General features: G+C 67.9%; 15 protein-coding genes. 5 read left to right on the forward strand and 10 right to left on the reverse strand.

The features are described from left to right. Positions 1-13 precede the first annotated feature (13 nt). The gene (locus tag sphst_RS15585) at positions 14-1,165 is read right to left on the reverse strand and encodes a cellulase family glycosylhydrolase (protein WP_107045803.1); all 1,152 of its coding nucleotides are present in this window, start codon (positions 1,163-1,165) and stop codon (positions 14-16) included. 257 nt (positions 1,166-1,422) lie between these two features. Here sphst_RS15585 and sphst_RS15590 point away from each other — a divergent pair, with 257 nt between their 5' ends. Together sphst_RS15590 and sphst_RS15595 are read left to right on the forward strand one after the other, a co-directional pair. Then, positions 1,423-2,322 (forward strand): 2-dehydro-3-deoxygalactonokinase, encoded by a 900-nt coding sequence (locus sphst_RS15590; RefSeq protein WP_031394673.1) that lies wholly within the window; start codon positions 1,423-1,425, stop codon positions 2,320-2,322. Continuing rightward, positions 2,319-2,954 carry a 2-dehydro-3-deoxy-6-phosphogalactonate aldolase gene (locus sphst_RS15595; protein ID WP_107045804.1) on the forward strand — a complete coding sequence of 212 codons (636 nt, stop codon included), beginning with the start codon at positions 2,319-2,321 and terminating at the stop codon, positions 2,952-2,954. The genes sphst_RS15590 and sphst_RS15595 overlap by 4 nt, the downstream gene beginning before the upstream one ends. A 33-nt stretch (positions 2,955-2,987) precedes the next feature. On the opposite strand, the gene lldD is transcribed toward sphst_RS15595, so the two are convergent. From lldD to fucP, 5 genes are read right to left on the reverse strand one after another with little or no spacing between them, the layout of a single operon-like run. Further along, positions 2,988-4,121 carry an FMN-dependent L-lactate dehydrogenase LldD gene (gene lldD / locus sphst_RS15600; protein WP_031396381.1) on the reverse strand — a complete coding sequence of 378 codons (1,134 nt, stop codon included), beginning with the start codon at positions 4,119-4,121 and terminating at the stop codon, positions 2,988-2,990. Positions 4,122-4,128: 7 nt separating this feature from the next. Then, the gene (locus sphst_RS15605) at positions 4,129-5,418 is read right to left on the reverse strand and encodes an L-fuconate dehydratase (protein WP_031396382.1); all 1,290 of its coding nucleotides are present in this window, start codon (positions 5,416-5,418) and stop codon (positions 4,129-4,131) included. Next, the gene (locus sphst_RS15610; RefSeq protein WP_031396383.1) at positions 5,415-6,263 is read right to left on the reverse strand and encodes a fumarylacetoacetate hydrolase family protein; all 849 of its coding nucleotides are present in this window, start codon (positions 6,261-6,263) and stop codon (positions 5,415-5,417) included. Before sphst_RS15610 ends, sphst_RS15605 begins: the two co-directional genes overlap by 4 nt. A gap of 42 nt (positions 6,264-6,305) precedes the next feature. After that, a complete protein-coding gene (locus sphst_RS15615) occupies positions 6,306-7,046 on the reverse strand; it encodes an SDR family oxidoreductase (protein ID WP_031396384.1) in 741 nt (246 codons plus the stop codon). Further along, a complete protein-coding gene (gene fucP / locus sphst_RS15620; protein WP_081877802.1) occupies positions 7,043-8,377 on the reverse strand; it encodes an L-fucose:H+ symporter permease in 1,335 nt (444 codons plus the stop codon). Before fucP ends, sphst_RS15615 begins: the two co-directional genes overlap by 4 nt. Before the next feature lie 121 nt (positions 8,378-8,498). Here fucP and sphst_RS15625 point away from each other — a divergent pair, with 121 nt between their 5' ends. Both sphst_RS15625 and sphst_RS15630 read left to right on the forward strand, forming a co-directional pair. Next, complete coding sequence (locus sphst_RS15625; protein WP_442800406.1) at positions 8,499-9,350, forward strand: amidohydrolase family protein; 852 nt, start codon at positions 8,499-8,501, stop codon at positions 9,348-9,350. After that, entirely contained in the window at positions 9,347-10,123 is a 777-nt protein-coding gene (locus sphst_RS15630) for an SDR family oxidoreductase (protein WP_031396388.1), read from the forward strand. Before sphst_RS15625 ends, sphst_RS15630 begins: the two co-directional genes overlap by 4 nt. 4 nt (positions 10,124-10,127) lie before the next feature. On the opposite strand, the gene sphst_RS15635 is transcribed toward sphst_RS15630, so the two are convergent. Continuing rightward, a complete protein-coding gene (locus sphst_RS15635; protein ID WP_031396389.1) occupies positions 10,128-10,466 on the reverse strand; it encodes an L-rhamnose mutarotase in 339 nt (112 codons plus the stop codon). A 50-nt stretch (positions 10,467-10,516) separates the two neighbouring features. Beyond that, positions 10,517-11,323 carry an IclR family transcriptional regulator gene (locus tag sphst_RS15640; RefSeq protein ID WP_051916683.1) on the reverse strand — a complete coding sequence of 269 codons (807 nt, stop codon included), beginning with the start codon at positions 11,321-11,323 and terminating at the stop codon, positions 10,517-10,519. A gap of 144 nt (positions 11,324-11,467) precedes the next feature. Here sphst_RS15640 and sphst_RS15645 point away from each other — a divergent pair, with 144 nt between their 5' ends. Continuing rightward, on the forward strand, positions 11,468-11,788 hold the full coding sequence (locus sphst_RS15645; protein WP_031396391.1) for a hypothetical protein: 321 nt from the start codon (positions 11,468-11,470) through the stop codon (positions 11,786-11,788). Positions 11,789-11,801: 13 nt separating this feature from the next. Here sphst_RS15645 and sphst_RS15650 read toward each other — a convergent pair whose 3' ends face one another. Both sphst_RS15650 and sphst_RS15655 read right to left on the reverse strand, forming a co-directional pair. Continuing rightward, positions 11,802-13,070, reverse strand: coding sequence for a histidine-type phosphatase (locus sphst_RS15650; RefSeq protein ID WP_107045806.1), 1,269 nt, complete (start codon positions 13,068-13,070; stop codon positions 11,802-11,804). Then, positions 13,070-15,970 (reverse strand): TonB-dependent receptor, encoded by a 2,901-nt coding sequence (locus tag sphst_RS15655; protein ID WP_234387703.1) that lies wholly within the window; start codon positions 15,968-15,970, stop codon positions 13,070-13,072. Before sphst_RS15655 ends, sphst_RS15650 begins: the two co-directional genes overlap by 1 nt. Positions 15,971-16,004 lie beyond the last annotated feature (34 nt).

Genomic DNA, 16,004 nt, shown 5'->3' on the forward strand with positions numbered 1-16,004 from the left:
GACCCGGTCGGCGTCAGCGCCAATGTGCGCCGGGTTCGCCGGAAATCACGGTCTTTGGTGCCGCGCTCAGCCGGCGGATCAGGGCGGTCTCCGCCTTGCGATACGGCGTGCCGTCGGCGCGGAAGACCTCGTGGAACCAGATCGTCGGCTCCTCCATCACATAGGGCTTCTTCCAGCTGTCCCAAGGCAGCCGCGTCTGCGTCTTGCCGTCGACGAACCCCCAGTTCATCATCGCGACATTGTAGCGCTTGGCGATCGGCAGCGAGCCGTCGAACGTCGATCCGTTGCCGCGCGCCATATATTCGGTGCACAGGATCGGCCGGTTGTACGGCAGCAGCTGGCGCACGCGCGCCTCGAACGTCTCGGGCCAGCTGTAATCATGGAAGCTGATGACATCGGACTGGCCCAGCTGGAGCGTCTCCATCGGCGACAGCTTGCCGCCGGTCGGGGTCCAGTCGTCATGCTGCCACACGCCCGATGTCAGCGGCTGTGACGGGTCGGCGTCACGAGCCCAGTCGAACGCCTGCGCGAGAAGCGCGCGGACGAGCGGCTCCTTGCCGTCCTGGCCCTTATACTGGTCGGCACCATTGTCGGGTTCGTTCCAGACATCCCAGCCAAGGATGCGGTCGTCTTTCGCGAACGCCCCGACAATCCCCTGCACATAGGCCTTGTATGCGGGGTAGCGGCTCCGGTCGCGCAACCCCGGCAGGCCCGGACCCTGCACCCAGCCCGAATTGTGGACGCCGGGAATAGGCGGATGCTGGGGCCCGAGCCTGGGATCGGGATCCCAGCAGCTGTCGAACAGCACGAACAGCGGGCGGATGCCGTGCGCGTGCGCGATCGTCAGGAACGCGTCGATGCGGCGCTTGAAGCCTTCGGGATCCTGCACCCAGAGCTGGTCGTGGAGGAACACGCGCATCGTGTTCATCCCGATCGCTTGGGCGAGGCCGAGTTCGTGATCGATCCGCTTGGGATCCCAGGTCGCCGCCTGCCACATTTCGAGCTGGTTGATCGCGGAGGCGGGGGTGTAGTTCGCGCCCACCAGCCAAGGCTGCCTCGCGTACCAGGCCTTGGCCTGCGCCTCGGTCCAGCGCGGGCGGGCATCGGCGGTGCCGACACTCAGCATAGTCGTCGCCGCGAGCGCGGCCAGCAATAGCTTGCCCATGTCATCCTCCCCTGTCGGTCATTCTCGTTGCAGATCAGGTACGTCTGGCCGAATTAACGAAGGCCGGGCCGGTCCACCGCGGAAACGGCGAGGCAATTGCTTCTTCGTCGCACATAATTATAGGATTAGTAATAGGCGTCGCGCGGGTCAGCGGCGGCCAAGAACGGGAGCCCGGTTCTGGAAAAGCGTTTGATCTCGCCCAATCGGGCGATCGCAGCGGGTTCGCTATTCGCCCTCAGCCACGTCAGGCGCGGTCGATGAGCTATACCGTCGCTGGCGACTGGGGCACGAGCAACCTGCGGCTCTACCGGATCGAGGACGGTGCGGTCGTCGATCGCGCCGCGGGGCCCGGTATCGGGGACCTTGGCGACCAGACACCCGAGCAGGTGCTGTGCGCCGCGCTCGCAGGCTGGCGCGCGACATCGGAGCCGCGCGCGATCCATCTCTGCGGCATGGTGGGGTCGCGCAACGGCTGGATCGAGATTCCCTATGTCGACTGTCCTGCCGATCCGGCGATCTGGGCGGCGGGATCGGCGCGTGCGATGGTCGACCGGATCCCCGTCACGATCGGCGCGGGGCTTGCCTGCACGCGCGGGTCTGGCGCACCTGATGTGATGCGCGGCGAGGAAACGCAGATCTTCGGTGCGATGGCGCTTGTGCCCGGTCTTGCGGCCGGACGTCATCTGATCGCGCTGCCCGGTACGCATAGCAAATGGGCGACCGTCGAGGATGGCCGGGTGACCGGGTTCCAGACGTTCGTGACGGGCGAGCTGTTCGCGCTGCTGCGGCGGCATTCGACGTTGACGCGTGCGGCGGCGGATGATGGCGCGGCCGAGGATGACGCCATCGGTTTCGACGCTGGGCTCGACCGTATCGCCGAGGGCGGGCATTTGCTCGGCGCGCTGTTCGAGACGCGGGCAGCGCAACTGCGCACGGGGGCCAGCGGCCGCTGGGCACTAGGGTTCCTGTCGGGGCTGGTCATCGGCGCCGAGATCGCCGAGATCCTGCCCGCGGCCACCGGCACCATCACGCTGATCGGTGATCCGGCGCTCGCTGACCGCTATGGCCGGGCGCTCGCGGCGCGCGGCCTTGGCGCTACCGTTCATACCGGCGAAGCCTGTGCGCTTGCCGGTCTTGCCTTGCTGGAGACACCATGACCGTCGATGATCTGCTCGCATCGGGCACCGCGCCCATCGTCGCCATCCTGCGCGGCGTCGCACCCGACGAGGTGCTGGCGATCGGCGAGACGCTGGTCGACGCCGGCATCCGCCTGATCGAGGTGCCGTTCAACTCGCCAGACCCGGCGACGAGCATCCGCATGTTGCAGCAGGCGTTCGGCGATCGGGCCGCGATCGGCGGGGGGACGGTGCTCGACATCGCCGCGGTCGAGGCGCTGGCCGCGACCGGCGGCACGATCATGGTGACCCCAAACACCAACCCCGCCGTCATCGCCCGCGGCGTTGAACTCGGGCTCGAGCCCATGCCCGGGTTCGTCACGCCGAGCGAGGCGTTCCAGGCGATCGCCGCGGGTGCACGACGCCTGAAGCTGTTTCCCGCGGTCGCGTTCGGACCCGCTTATCTGAAGGCGGTGCGCGAGATCCTGCCGAAGACCGTCCGTGTCTGGGCAGTCGGCGGCACGGGGGCGGACAATCTCGCCGATTGGCTGGCGGCGGGTGCCGAGGGGATCGGCGTCGGTGGCGCGCTCTACAAGCCGGGCGACACCGCCGCTGTCGTCGGCACCCGCGCGCGTTCGCTCGTCGCGGTGTGGCAGGCGGCGCGGTCCGTGTAACGCGCGGCCTGGCGGGCGCTGTCGTCCACGACCCTAGGCCAGGATGGTCCGATCGATATCGGCGATCCGGCGGACGCCGGTCAGTGCCATTGCGACGCGCATCTCGCGTTCGATCAGCGTCAAGAGCAGGTCGACCCCGGCCTCGCCCCGCGCGGCAAGCGCATAGACCCAGGCACGGCCGAGCAGCACGCCCTCCGCGCCCAGTGCCAGCATCCGCACGACGTCTAGCCCCGACCGTACGCCGGAGTCCGCCAGCACCGTGACCTGGCCGCGGACCGCGTCCGCGATCGCCGGCAGTGCGCGTGCAGTCGACAGCACGCCGTCGAGCTGGCGGCCGCCATGGTTGGAAACGATAATGCCGTCCGCGCCGATCTTCACCGCCTCGCGCGCGTCCTCGACGTCGAGGATCCCCTTGATGATCAGCGGCCCATCCCAGGCCGAGCGGATCCATTCGAGATCGGCCCAGCCGATCGACGGATCGAAGTTCGCGCCGAGCCAGCCCATATAGTCATTGAGCCCGCTGTTGCTGCCGAGCACGGGTTCGAGGTTGCCGAGCTTGTGCGGCCGCCCGCGCAGCCCGACGTCCCACGCCCAGCCGGGCCGGCCCATCGCCTGCAGGACGCGCTTCAAGGGGGCGCCCGCGCCGGACATGCCGGAATGCGCGTCGCGGTACCGCGCGCCGGGGACCGGCATGTCGACGGTGAAGACGAGCGCTTCCGCGCCTATCTGTTTCGCAGTGGCGATCAGGTCGCGCATGAACGCCCGGTCGCGGATCACGTAGAGCTGGAACCACAGCGCACCCGTACCGCTCGCCTGCTTTACCTCCGACAAGGGACAGATCGAAACCGTCGACAGGCAGAAGGGAACGCCCGCGGTGGTCGCCGCGCGCGCAGCCTGAGTTTCACCGCGCCGATGATACATGCCGCTTATCCCGACAGGTCCCAGCGCGACCGGAAGCGCCATCGTCCGCCCGAACAGCGACGTGGTCAGATCGATGTCGGCGACGTCGCGCAGCACGCGCTGGCGCAGCGCAATGTCGGCAAGATCGTCGACATTGCGCCGCAGCGTCTGCTCCGCATAGGCACCGCCGTCCGCATAATCGAACAGGAAGCGCGGCAGCCGCCGTCGGGCGGCTTCGCGGAAGTCGTGCGTCGAGGCGATGATCATGACGCGATCAGTATCGCACTTCCGCCGACACCGCATAACGTTCGAGCGATGCGGGCTTCATCTCGATCGAATAGCCCGGCCGCGTCGGCGGCATGTAGGCGGCATCGCGGATGACGCAGGGATCGACGAAATGCTCATGCAGATGATCGACATATTCGATCACCCGACCCTCGCGCGTGCCGGAAAAGCACAGATAGTCGATCATCGACAGATGCTGGACATATTCGCACAGCCCCACGCCGCCGGCATGCGGACAGACCGGCAGGTCGTGCTTGGCCGCCATCAGCAGGACCGCGAGCACCTCGTTGACGCCCCCGAGACGGCACGCGTCGATCTGCACGACGTCGATCGCGCCCGCGTCCATGAACTGTTTGAACAGGATGCGGTTCTGGCACATCTCACCGGTTGCGACCTTGACCGATCCGATCCCGCGGCGGATCTTGGCATGGCCCAGCACGTCGTCGGGGCTGGTCGGCTCCTCGATGAACCACGGGTTCGCGAAGGCGAGCGCGTTGACCCATTCGATCGCCTGATCGACCTCCCAGATCTGGTTGGCGTCTATCATCAGCTTGGCGTGCGGACCGATCGCCTCGCGCGCGATCCGCAGCCGGCGGATATCGTCGTCGAGATCGCGCCCGACCTTCAGCTTGATATGATCGAACCCGGCATCGACCGCCTCGCGCGCCAGCCGGTAGAGCTTCTCGTCCGAATAGCCGAGCCAGCCCGCCGACGTCGTGTAGCAGGGAAAGCCCTCGGCCTTGAGCGTCGCGACGCGCTCCGCCTTGCCCTCGGCGCGCTTGGTCAGCAGTGCGAGCGCCTCGTCGGGCGTGATGCAGTCGGTGATGTATCGGAAGTCGATCGTGCGGACGAGTTCCTCAGGCGTCATGTCCGCGACCAGCTGCCAGACCGGCTTGCCGACGCTCTTCGCCCACAGATCCCACACTGCGTTGACGACGGCGCCGGTCGCCAGATGGATCGCGCCCTTGTCGGGGCCGATCCAGCGCAGCTGGCTGTCATTGGTGACGTGGCGCCAGAACCGCCCGGCATCCGCCGCAATCCAGTCGAGGTCGAGCCCGATCACCCGCTCGCGTAGTGCGCCGATCGCGGCGACGCAGATCTCGTTGCCGCGCCCGATCGTGAAGGTCAGGCCGTGCCCTTCGAGCCCGGCCGTGTCCGTCTCCAGCACGACATAGGCGGCAGAGTAATCGGGGTCGGGGTTCATCGCGTCCGAGCCGTCGAGCGAAAGGCTGGTCGGGAAGCGGACGTCGCGAATGCGCAGCCCGGTGATCGTCGTCATGCGCGCGCTTCCACGACGCGCTGGGTCTGCTCGCCAAGGCCGTCGATGCCGAGGCGCATGACATTGCCCACCGCCAGATATTTCGGCGGCTTCTGGCCGAGGCCGACGCCGGGGGGCGTGCCGGTCGAGATCACGTCGCCCGACTGGAGGCTCATGAAGCGGCTGAGATAGGAGACGATCTCGGCCACCCCGAACACCATCGTCGCGGTCGTGCCGTCCTGATACTTGTGACCATCGACCTCTAGCCACAGACGCAGCGCCTGCGGATTGGGCACCTCGTCGGCCGTGACAAGCCACGGGCCGATCGGGCCGAACGTGTCGCAGCCCTTGCCCTTGTCCCAGGTGCCGCCCCGCTCGAGCTGGTATTCGCGTTCGCTGACGTCGTTGATGACGCAATAGCCCGCGACATGCGCCATCGCATCGGCTTCGTCGATGTAGCGCCCGGGCTTGCCGATCACGACGCCGAGTTCGACTTCCCAGTCGAGCTTAGTCGAGCCGCGGGGCATTTCGACCGCGTCGTCGGGGCCGCAGATCGCGCTGGTCCATTTGTTGAAGATGACCGGCTCCTTGGGCACGTCCATCCCGCTTTCGGCGGCGTGATCGCTGTAATTGAGGCCGATGCAGATGAACTTGCCGACCGCGCCGACGCAGGCGCCGTAGCGCGGCGTGCCGTCGACCAGCGGCAGCATCGCCGGGTCGATCGCGGCCAGCGTCGCGATCCCCTCGGGCGTCAGCGTGTCGCCGGCAATGTCGCCCACGACCCCTGACAGATCGCGGATCGCACCATCGGCATCGAGCATGCCGGGCTTTTCATGGCCGATCGGGCCGTAGCGTAACAGTTTCATGGAGCGAACGTCCTCTGGTTCTAGGTCGTGGGAAGGGGGTGGTCAGTTGACCCAGCCGCCGTCGATGACATGGGTCGTGCCGGTGGTGAATGCACTTTCGTCGGACGCAAGGTACAGCGCGAGCGCTGCGATCTCCTCGGGGCGGCCAAGGCGCCCGACGGGCTGGCGCGCGACGAACGCGGCGGTCGCCTCTTCGAGCGGAATGCCGGCCGCGCTCGCCTGCTCGGCGACGCGCTGGCGCAGCGACGGGGAGTCGATCGTGCCCGGGCAGATCGCGTTGCAGCGGACGCCGCGCAGGACATAATCCGCTGCGATCGCCTTGGTCAGGCCGATCACCGCGGCCTTGGTCGTGCCATAGGCGAAGCGGTTGGGAATGCCCTTCACGCTCGAGGCGATCGAGGCGAGGTTGACGATCGATCCGCTGCCCTGCGCGAGCATGCCCGGCAGGAAGGCCCGGCACAGCCGGTACATCGACGTGACGTTCAGGGTCATCGAAAACGCAAAGGCGTCCTCGTCGCAGGCCAGGATATCGCCCGCATGGACATAGCCTGCACCGTTGACGAGGATGTCGATGTCGCCGATCTGCGCCGGCAGCGCCGCGACCGCTTCTGCATCGGTGACGTCGAGCATGATGGGCGTGACGCCCGGGACCGTCGCGAGCAGCTCGCCGTTCACGTCGGCGGCGTAGACCGTCGCGCCCTGTGCGACGAACGCCTCCGCGATCGATCGGCCGATGCCCTGCGCCGCAGCGGTCACCAGCGCGCGTTTACCGTTCAGTCTCAATGGATCGTCCTCATGGTAGGGGAAAGGGGGGCGTCGGTCGCGCCGCGCGCGAACAGTGCGACGACCGCGAAACAGACCAGCGGCAACGCCATCGCGACGTGCAGGCCACCCGCTGCGCCCGCGATCAGGCCCATCACCGGCGGCACCAGCGCGCCACCGATGATCGCCATGATGATCAGCGAAGAGCCGATCGTCGCGCGCGGTCCGAGATCGCGGACGCCGAGCGCGAAGATCGTCGGGAACATGATCGACATGAAGAAGCTGGTCAGCCCCAGCGCACCGACCGCGATCCAGCCGCCCGACAGCATCGCGACCGCGCAGAGCGCGATGTTGGCGACCGCGCACCCGAACAGCAACCGGGTCGCCGGCAGCCTGTGCATCAGCGCAGCGCCGATGAACCGCCCCGCCATGAACAGCACGAGGCTGAGCGACAGGAGATAGGCGGCCGACCGCTCGGGCGTGGCGGGCAGGCTGTCCTTCACGAAATCAACGAAGAAGCTCCAGATGCCGACCTGTGCGCCGACATAGAAGAACTGTGCGACCACCGCGCGCCACAGCCCCGGCGCGCGCAGGACCGTGAACAGCCCGTCATGCGCGCTGTCGTCGGTCTTGGTGTCGAGCGCGGGGAGGCGGACCAGTGCGATGGCGACGCCGACCAGCACGACGATGATCGCCAGCAGCAGATAGGGCACCTGCACCATGCGCGCCTCGGCGACGCGATACGCGACCAACTGCGCCTGCGGCATCGTCGTCAGCGTCGCCGCGTCATGCTCGACGCCTGAGAAGATGAACAGACCGCCGATCGTCGGCGCGAGCACCGCGCCGAAGCCGTTGAACGCCTGGGCGAGGTTCAGTCGCTGCGAGGCACGCGCCGGGTCGCCGAACGCGACGATATAGGGGTTGGCGGCGGTTTCCAGAAAGGCAGCACCCGACGCCAGCACGAACAGCGCGCCGAGAAAGGCCGCATATTCGCGGACTTCGGCGGCGGGCCAGAACAGCAAAGCGCCGATCGCGTACAGCGCCAGTCCGGTCAATATGCCTGCGCGGTATCCGAAGCGGCGCATGACCAGACCCGCGGGCAGCGCCATCACGAAATAGCCGACATAGAAGACGAACTGGATCAGGCCGGCCTGCGCACGATTGAGGTCGAGCGCCTTCTGGAACTGGCGAATCAGGATGTCGTTGAAGTTGTTGGCAAGCGCCCAGAGGAAGAACAGGCTGGTGACGAGGATGAAGCCCGTCCGAAATCCCGGCCGGATGAAACGCCCTGTGCTCGACGCGGTGTCAGCTATGTCGGCCATGTGGCTCGAGCCCTTCGCAGCGTGTGCCATGACATCCTCTCTTCGTCGCCTCTGGTGCGATTGCCGCCATCATAGGCCTTGAGAGAGGTTTGCATATATAAAAAATCATGTCACAGGTGAGCAACAAGTGAAGGGATGCAAAAGCCCGATGGTGAAGAGGATCGATGCGCACCAGCATTTCTGGCGCTATCGCACGGTGGAGTATGACTGGATCCAGCCCGGCAGCGTGCTCGCGCGCGACCGGCTCCCGGTCGACGTCCGGCCCGCGCTGGAGGCCGCCGCGTTCGACGGCTGCATCGCGGTGCAGGCCTGCCACAGCGCGGCGGAGACCGACTGGCTGCTCGCGCTCGCGGACGCGACTCCCTGGATCATGGGTGTCGTCGGCTGGGTCGACCTGACCGCGCCCGACGTCGCAGCCCAGCTCGACCGTCACGCATCGCGGTCGCTTGTGGGCATACGGCACATCGCGCAGGACGAACCCGATCCGCGCTATCTGCTGCGCGAGGATGTCCTGCGCGGCGTGCGGACGATCCTGTCGCGCGGTCTCGTCTATGACATACTCGTCCGCGGGCCGGCACAGCTCGCCTGCGTTGCCGACCTGCTCGAAGCGGCCGGGGCGGGGTCGCTGGTACTCGATCATGGCGGCAAGCCCGACATCGCGGGTGGCGAATGGGGCCCCTGGGCCCGGACGATCGCGGCCATCGCCGCCTTTCCAGACGTCACCTGCAAGCTGTCGGGGCTGGTGACCGAGGCCGATCACGCCGCCTGGTCGCCGACCGACATCGCGCAGTATCTCGACCATCTGCTCGCCTGCTTCGGACCGGACCGTCTGATCTTCGGATCCGACTGGCCGGTGTGCCTGCTTGCCGCCGAGCATGCGGCGGTGGTCGACCTGATCGAAACCTTCGTCGCGCGCGCCTGCCCGGGGCACCGCGATGCGATCTTTGGCGGCACGGCGGCGCGCGTCTATCGCTTATCTACTATCGAGGATGGACTATCATGAAGCTGGGACTCGACGGTAAACTGGTGATCGTCACCGGCGGTGGCGCCGGGATCGGCGGCGCGATCTCGACGCTGCTTGCGGAGGAGGGCGCGATCCCCGCGATCCTCGGTCGCAGCGCGCTCGACCCTGCGTTCGAGGCGAATATCCGTGCGCTTCAGCCCGCAACGATGTTCATCCGCACCGAGATGACCGACGACGGCGCCTGCGCCTCGGCAGTCGCGCAGATCGTCGCGGCGGGGCACGGCATCCATGGCCTGGTCAACAATGCGGGCGCCAATGACGGGATCGGGCTGGAAGCGGGAACGGCGGCCTTCCTCGCGTCGCTGGTCGCCAATGTCGGCCATTATTACGGCATGGCGCATCATTGCCTGCCGCACTTGAAGGCCAGCCGCGGCGCGATCGTCAACATCTCGTCGAAGACCGCGCTGACCGGGCAGGGCCAGACCAGCGGCTATGTCGCCGCCAAGGCCGCCCAGCTCGGCCTGACGCGCGAATGGGCGGCGGCGCTGGTCGGCGACGGCGTCCGCGTCAACGCGGTGCTCCCTGCCGAGGTGATGACGCCGCTCTACCGCGCGTGGATCGACACGTTCGACGATCCGCAGGCCAAGCTCGACGAGATCGCGGGCAACATCCCGCTCGGGCGCCGGCTGACGACCGATCGAGAGATCGCCGATACCGTGGTGTTCCTGCTGTCGGCGCGGTCGTCGCACACGACCGGGCAGTGGATTATCCCCGATGGCGGCTACACGCATCTCGACCGCACGCTGACCTGACCGGTCAGCCCTGCTCGTCGAGCGCGAAGATCCGTTCGGCGGGCAGCCATTTCTCGCCCGGTTGCGCGCTCGGCAACGGGCGCTGCAGGCGCGACATCGCGGCCTCCCACGCGACCACGGCGGGATCGGACGCGTCGGCCGCGGCCTTCGCCTCGGGGTCGAAGTCGGGACCGGTCCGCATCATCATCACCAGCCGGTCATCGCGCTGATAGATGTCCATCGCCTCGATCCCCGCCGCCCGGATCGAGGCGAGCACGGCCGGCGGCACCGCGCGGTGGCGATCGCGATACGCCGCGATCAGCGCGGCATCGTCGTGAAGGTCGAGCAGAAGGCAATGCCACATGATATCGTGTTCCATCGTGATGAGGGGAGTAGGCGACACGCTTGGAGCGTTCAGCCGTCGGATCCAGCGTCGGGCACGCCGTGGTCGACGACCCGCTGATACAGCCCGTCGCGGACTTCGGGGGACAGCTGCTCGGCGATCGTCGCCGCGGCGTGGCGCAGCACCGCCTGCGACGCGTCCAGCGTCACGCGCGCGCCCGGGCCATCGACGAAGGGCACGGTCAACGCCGCCCGCGCGGACCCCATCACCAGAATGGGAACCGACATGTCGGTGATCGCATTCAGGACCGGACTTGGGGTGGTGTGCAGACCCTTCGCCGCGATCGCGTCCAGCTCCGCCGCCAGCGCGGCGAACGCAGCGCCCGCCAGACGCACGTCGTCGAGCATGGCCTGGCGCACATCCGCCGACTGGAACGCCAGCAGGACCCGTCCCGACGCCGAGCGATGCAGCGGTCGGCGATAGCCCACGCGGATGGCAAAGCCCGACAGGCTGGGGGCCTCGACGCCGACGATCACGACCATCTCGGCACCTGACGCCACCGCCATGTGACAGCTTTGTCCGGTCCGCCGCGCGACCTCGCTCATCACCGGGAGCGCGATACCGACGAGATTGCGGACCGGCGGCTGGCTCATGCCGAGCGCGAACAGCCGGTTGGTTAGCCGATAGCCGTCATCTCCCCGCGCGATATAGCGGTGTTCCTCGAGCACCTGCAGCATGCGGAAGATCTCGCTGACCGACCGGCCGAGCGCGGTCGAGATATCCGACATGTTGAGCGGCGCGGTGGCGGCGGCCAGCAGCTCGAGGATCTCGAGCCCCTTTTTGAGCGCGGGCGCCTGATAGCGCGATTTCGTCGTCATGGCTCCCCCGGTGCGCTTTTGGCGGCTTCTACGATCACCCACGCCAAGAACATAGCGGCTCCGTCGCAGGCTGGTAATTCAGGACCGGCCATGGCGTGCGATCGGACGCATGGCATGCCGTGACAGACCTGCTAAGGCGGCGGCATGTCGAAAAATCTCAGCACTTCCGGTACCATCGACGTCGATGGCACCACCTATGACTGGCGCCTCGAGAGCGAGCCGCAATGGTCGGACGACGACGGGTGGAAGGGGATGGTCCTTGCGCTGCTCGAAAAGGACTGCCAGCGTGAGGCGATGCTCGAATTCCCGGCCCCCAAGCGCCTGCTGAAGGGGTTGCCGCGCGGACGGCTCCAGATCGACGATCCGACCATCTCGCGCGGTATCCGGGCGGCGTTGGGCGCAGGCTGGGAGCCGATGTCGCGCGGCAAGCCCGTGGTGTTTGTCGTCGACGCCGAGGGCAATTAAGCGCGCCTCCGCGCTATCCCTGCGGTGGGGGCGACACCTGATCGAGGACGTAGCGCGTGAAGCGGGGAAGCGGGCAGGGGTCGCCGCAGCCGGGAACCGGGATCGCGACGGTTTCGGGCGGAGTCTGCACCGATAGCGGGATGCGGTAGCGCATCTGGTCGAGCCCCTGCGCGACATAGCGGACCCGCACGACGCTTTTGCCGGTCGCGCCACGACGCCACAGCTCGAACACCAGCCCGCCGCCGGGAGCGGCTTCGCCGGGGCCGTAGTCGCGCAGCGTCCAGTCGAGACCGAGCAGCCCGGCGAGCATCGTTACCGTGCCGTCATGGCCGCTGACGACGACAATCTTCTCCGCGTCGCCGATCGGGTCGGCCAGCGCGGTCGCGCCAGCGCCGCGCTGGAGCGTCGCGAGCAGCCGCATCGCCAGATAGCTGCTGGTCTGGCGGCCGACTTCCGGGGTGCGCGTGCGCAGGTCGATGCCGGCCCCATGGACGGCGAGCGCCTTGCCGATCGTCGCTGCGTCGATCCCGCTCCAGCCGGGGAAGGCGAGCCCGTCCGCATAGGCCATGACGAGGCTCTCGGCGATCCCGGCGACCTGCAGACTGGGCGAGGTGAGATCGGGCTTGCCCGTCGCGTCGATCCGCATCGCGATCGGGGTATCGCCCAGCCGGCGCTGGACCCGGGTGCGCTCGGCCGACGAGCACGGGATGCGGCGGCATTGCAGCATCAGTGCCTCGAACCGATCGCGGTCGGGTGTCTGGCGCGCGTCCCACGCCGCCAGATCGCCGCCGACCCGCGCGGAGATCGCCGCGAGCATCCGCGTGGCGTCGAGCGGCGCGAGCGGGGTCTGCGGCGCCTCGAACAGCGGATCGGGCGCGGCCGCCGACTGGTGGATCGGCGCCGCGCACCCCGGCGTCAGGCCGGCGGCAAGCGCAGTCGCGGTCGCCTCGGTGCGCTGCGTGTGGTTCGCCCAGTAATAGACCGCGCAGTCGCTCGCGCCGAGCAGGCCCTGCTGCCGGTAGCGCGCCGCGTACCAGCCGCCGAGCATCGTCACGAGTGTCGCGCCATTCGCGGTCAGGTGCCCCGCCGGCACCTTGAAACGCGGCCAGGCGCGGCGGCTGTAGCGGCCGAGCTCTTCCGGGCTCGACATCGCGCTGCGGACGCCGTGGCGCATGACGATGACGACGCGCTCGAGTTTGTCCTCTCGCGGCGGCGACGTTTGTGCCGGCGCGAGGGACGAGGCGACCAGCGCGAGGCCGGCCGCCAGCGAGGCTATCCGCATCAGAACTTCGCCCTGACGCCGGCCATGAACGTCCGCCCGTAATCGGTATAGCCCGCAAACTGGTTGTCGCGGACATATTGCCACTGGACGCCGCCGGCCATGTTGATCCCCTGCACGACGAAGGTCACGTTCGGCGTCACCTTGTACGACATGTCGAAATCGAGGCTGCCGAACGCGCTGTCGTTGTTGGCGGCGAGCCCCGCGCCGCCGACGTCGCGCAGCACATTGCCGCGCCAACTGTAGCTCACCCGCGCGCCGACGCGCTCCTTCTCGTAGAAGGCGGTCAGGTTGAAGCTGTCCTTGGCGACGTCGACCAGCGCATCGCGGAAAACGCCGCCGGTCGCGAGCGCATAGGTGCCGCCGGTCTTCGTGTGCGTGTAATTGGCCTGCGCGCCGAGCCCGTCGAACGGCGCGGGGAGCATCTTGAACAGCTGCTGATACGCGATCTCGATCCCCGCGACATAGGCGTCGCCGCCATTCTTGGGCGCGGTCAGGCGATAGGTCTGACCGTCGAGAACGAAGTCGCGCGTCTGCTGGAACACGAAGGTCGTGATGTCCTTGTAGAACACACCGCCGACCAGCGCGCTGCCGGGCGCGAAATACCATTCGACCGTGCCGTCATATTGCCATGCCTCGAACGGCTTCAGCTCGGGATTGCCGCCGACCGCGGTGAGGACGGTCGGGCTCGAATTGATCGTGAGGCGCGGCGCCAGGTCGGCGAGCGACGGCCGGGTGATCACCTTCGACGCAGCGAAGCGCATCTGCAGATCGGGGGAGACCTCCGCGACCAGATTGAGCGAGGGGAGGATGTTGTCATAGGTCTTGTCGTAGCTGACGGGCAGCGCGACCTTGCCGTCATCGGCATAACCCGACGAGGCCTGGCGCGTCCGGGCATAGCGCACGCCGATATCGCCGCGCACTGCGATGCCGCCGAGCGGGAACGCGAAGTCGGCCATCGCGTAGCCCGCGACGATCTCCTCGCCGATCGCATAGCTGTTGCGCAGATCGCCGCGTGCAAGCGGTGCGGCGAGCAGCGCCTCCTTGCCGGTGGCGGCAGCGAGGAACCTGGCGGGATCGGGCATCGCCCAGCTGGTCGGCAGGGTGCCGTTCGCGCCCTTCAGGAAATCATCGACCGGGAACGGGACGAAATAGCTCGCGTCGAAATATTTGCCGGCGATGCCGCTAGTGAAATTGATGTCGCGGCGATCATAGGCGCGTGTTCTTTTCTGGTATTTCACCCCCGCACGCAGCGCACTGACCACGCCGGTCAGGTCGCGCGTCACGTCGAGCTTCGCGGCGCGTTCGCGGTCCTTGGAGTCATTGACGCGGTATTCGATGCGCCGTCCGGGCAGCAGCGCCGGGTTCGACAGGTCGGCGCTGAGCAGCGTGACGTTGGGCAGCCGATCGCCAGCCTTGCCGAAATCGAACGTCGTCGCGCCCACCGTGCCGAGCAGACGGGTGCGGTAGATCGGCTCGGGCGTGTTCGAATAGGCCTGGCCGATGCTGCCGTCCGCGGCGATCGTCCAGCCGCCCGCCTGCCAGCGCGCATTGGTGCCGACCAGCCAGTTCTTGTACTGGAGCACCGACGTCTCGCGGCCAATCTGCGTGGTCGAGGCGGTCGTGGTCGCACCGGTCAGCACGCCGTTCTCGATCACTGCGCTGCCCGGCACGATCCCGCGCGGCAGGTTGGAGCCATCCGCCGCCGAATAGGTCAGCTCGTCATAGGCGACGTTCAGCCGGCTCCACAGCCCGTCGACGTTCAGTTCGAACCGGTCGTCGGGCTTCCACTGCACCGCGCCGTTGATGCCGATCCGGTCGCGGTTCTCGCGCTCGAGCGTCGGGCGGATCGCGGTCGGGATGAGAATCGTGGCGCTGTCGAGCGAGCCATTGCCGTCGGTGTCGATCTTGCCGTCCGCCCAGCCGACGCCGGTGATCCGGTCCTGCCGCGTGGTGCGCTCGTCATAGACGCCCGCGATCAGCGCGCCGAACTTGCCGTCCGGGCTCGCCCAGCTCGCCATGCCCGACAGTCGCGGATCGACCGCGTCGGCGAGGCGCGGCGAACTGGCCGTGGCGGATAGCGACAGCACCGGCTTCTTCAGGTCGAGCGGACGAAAGGTGCGCAGGTTGATCGTGCCGCCGATGCCGCCTTCGTCGAGGCTCGCGCGCGGGCTCTTGATCACCTCGACCGCGGACATGAGCTCGGACGGCAGCGTGTCGAACCGGAACTGGCGCCCGCTCTGGCCGCTGTCGCGCACATTCTCGTTCACCGCGACGGAGCGATCGTTGAGCGTCACCACCTGGAAATTGGCGCCAAGCCCGCGGATGCGGACGAACACGCCCTCGCCGCGATCGCGGACGATCGAGACGCCGGGCACGCGCTGGAGCGCTTCGGCGATGTTCTGCGCGGGAAACTTGCCGATATCCTCGGCCTTGACGACGTCGATGACGTTGGTCGCCTTGCGCTTCTGCGCCAGCGCGCCGGTCAGGCTGCTCGCATAGCCCGTCACGACGATCTCGCGGGTCTCGTCGTCCGGCGTGGTCGCTGCGGTCTGCGGCGCTGCGGTCTCGACCGTTGCGGCGACGATCAGCGCACCATTGGGCTGCTGGCGGACCATCAGCCCGGTGCCGGCGATCAGCCGCTCGACCGCGGCGTGCGCTGCCATCGTGCCGTCGATCGCGGGTGCGGTCCGACCGGCAACCGCAGCGGGCGTGAACAGGATGTCGATGCCGCTCTGGCGGGCGAGCGCTTCGAGCGATCGGCCGAGCGACTGGGCACCCAGATGCACGCGTACCATCTTCGCCTGCGCGATTGCCGCGGCGGGTGCAAAGGCGGTCGACAGCGCGGCGCAGGCTGCGCCCATCACGAACGAACGGCGCAGGCGCCGGCGATTGGTCGTCACGGTGTTCATCCCCCCAAGGAAGGCGGCGATACTG

It is taken from the genome of Sphingomonas sp. STIS6.2, from assembly GCF_000732685.2.
GTDB classification, from domain to species: domain Bacteria; phylum Pseudomonadota; class Alphaproteobacteria; order Sphingomonadales; family Sphingomonadaceae; genus Sphingomonas; species Sphingomonas aerolata.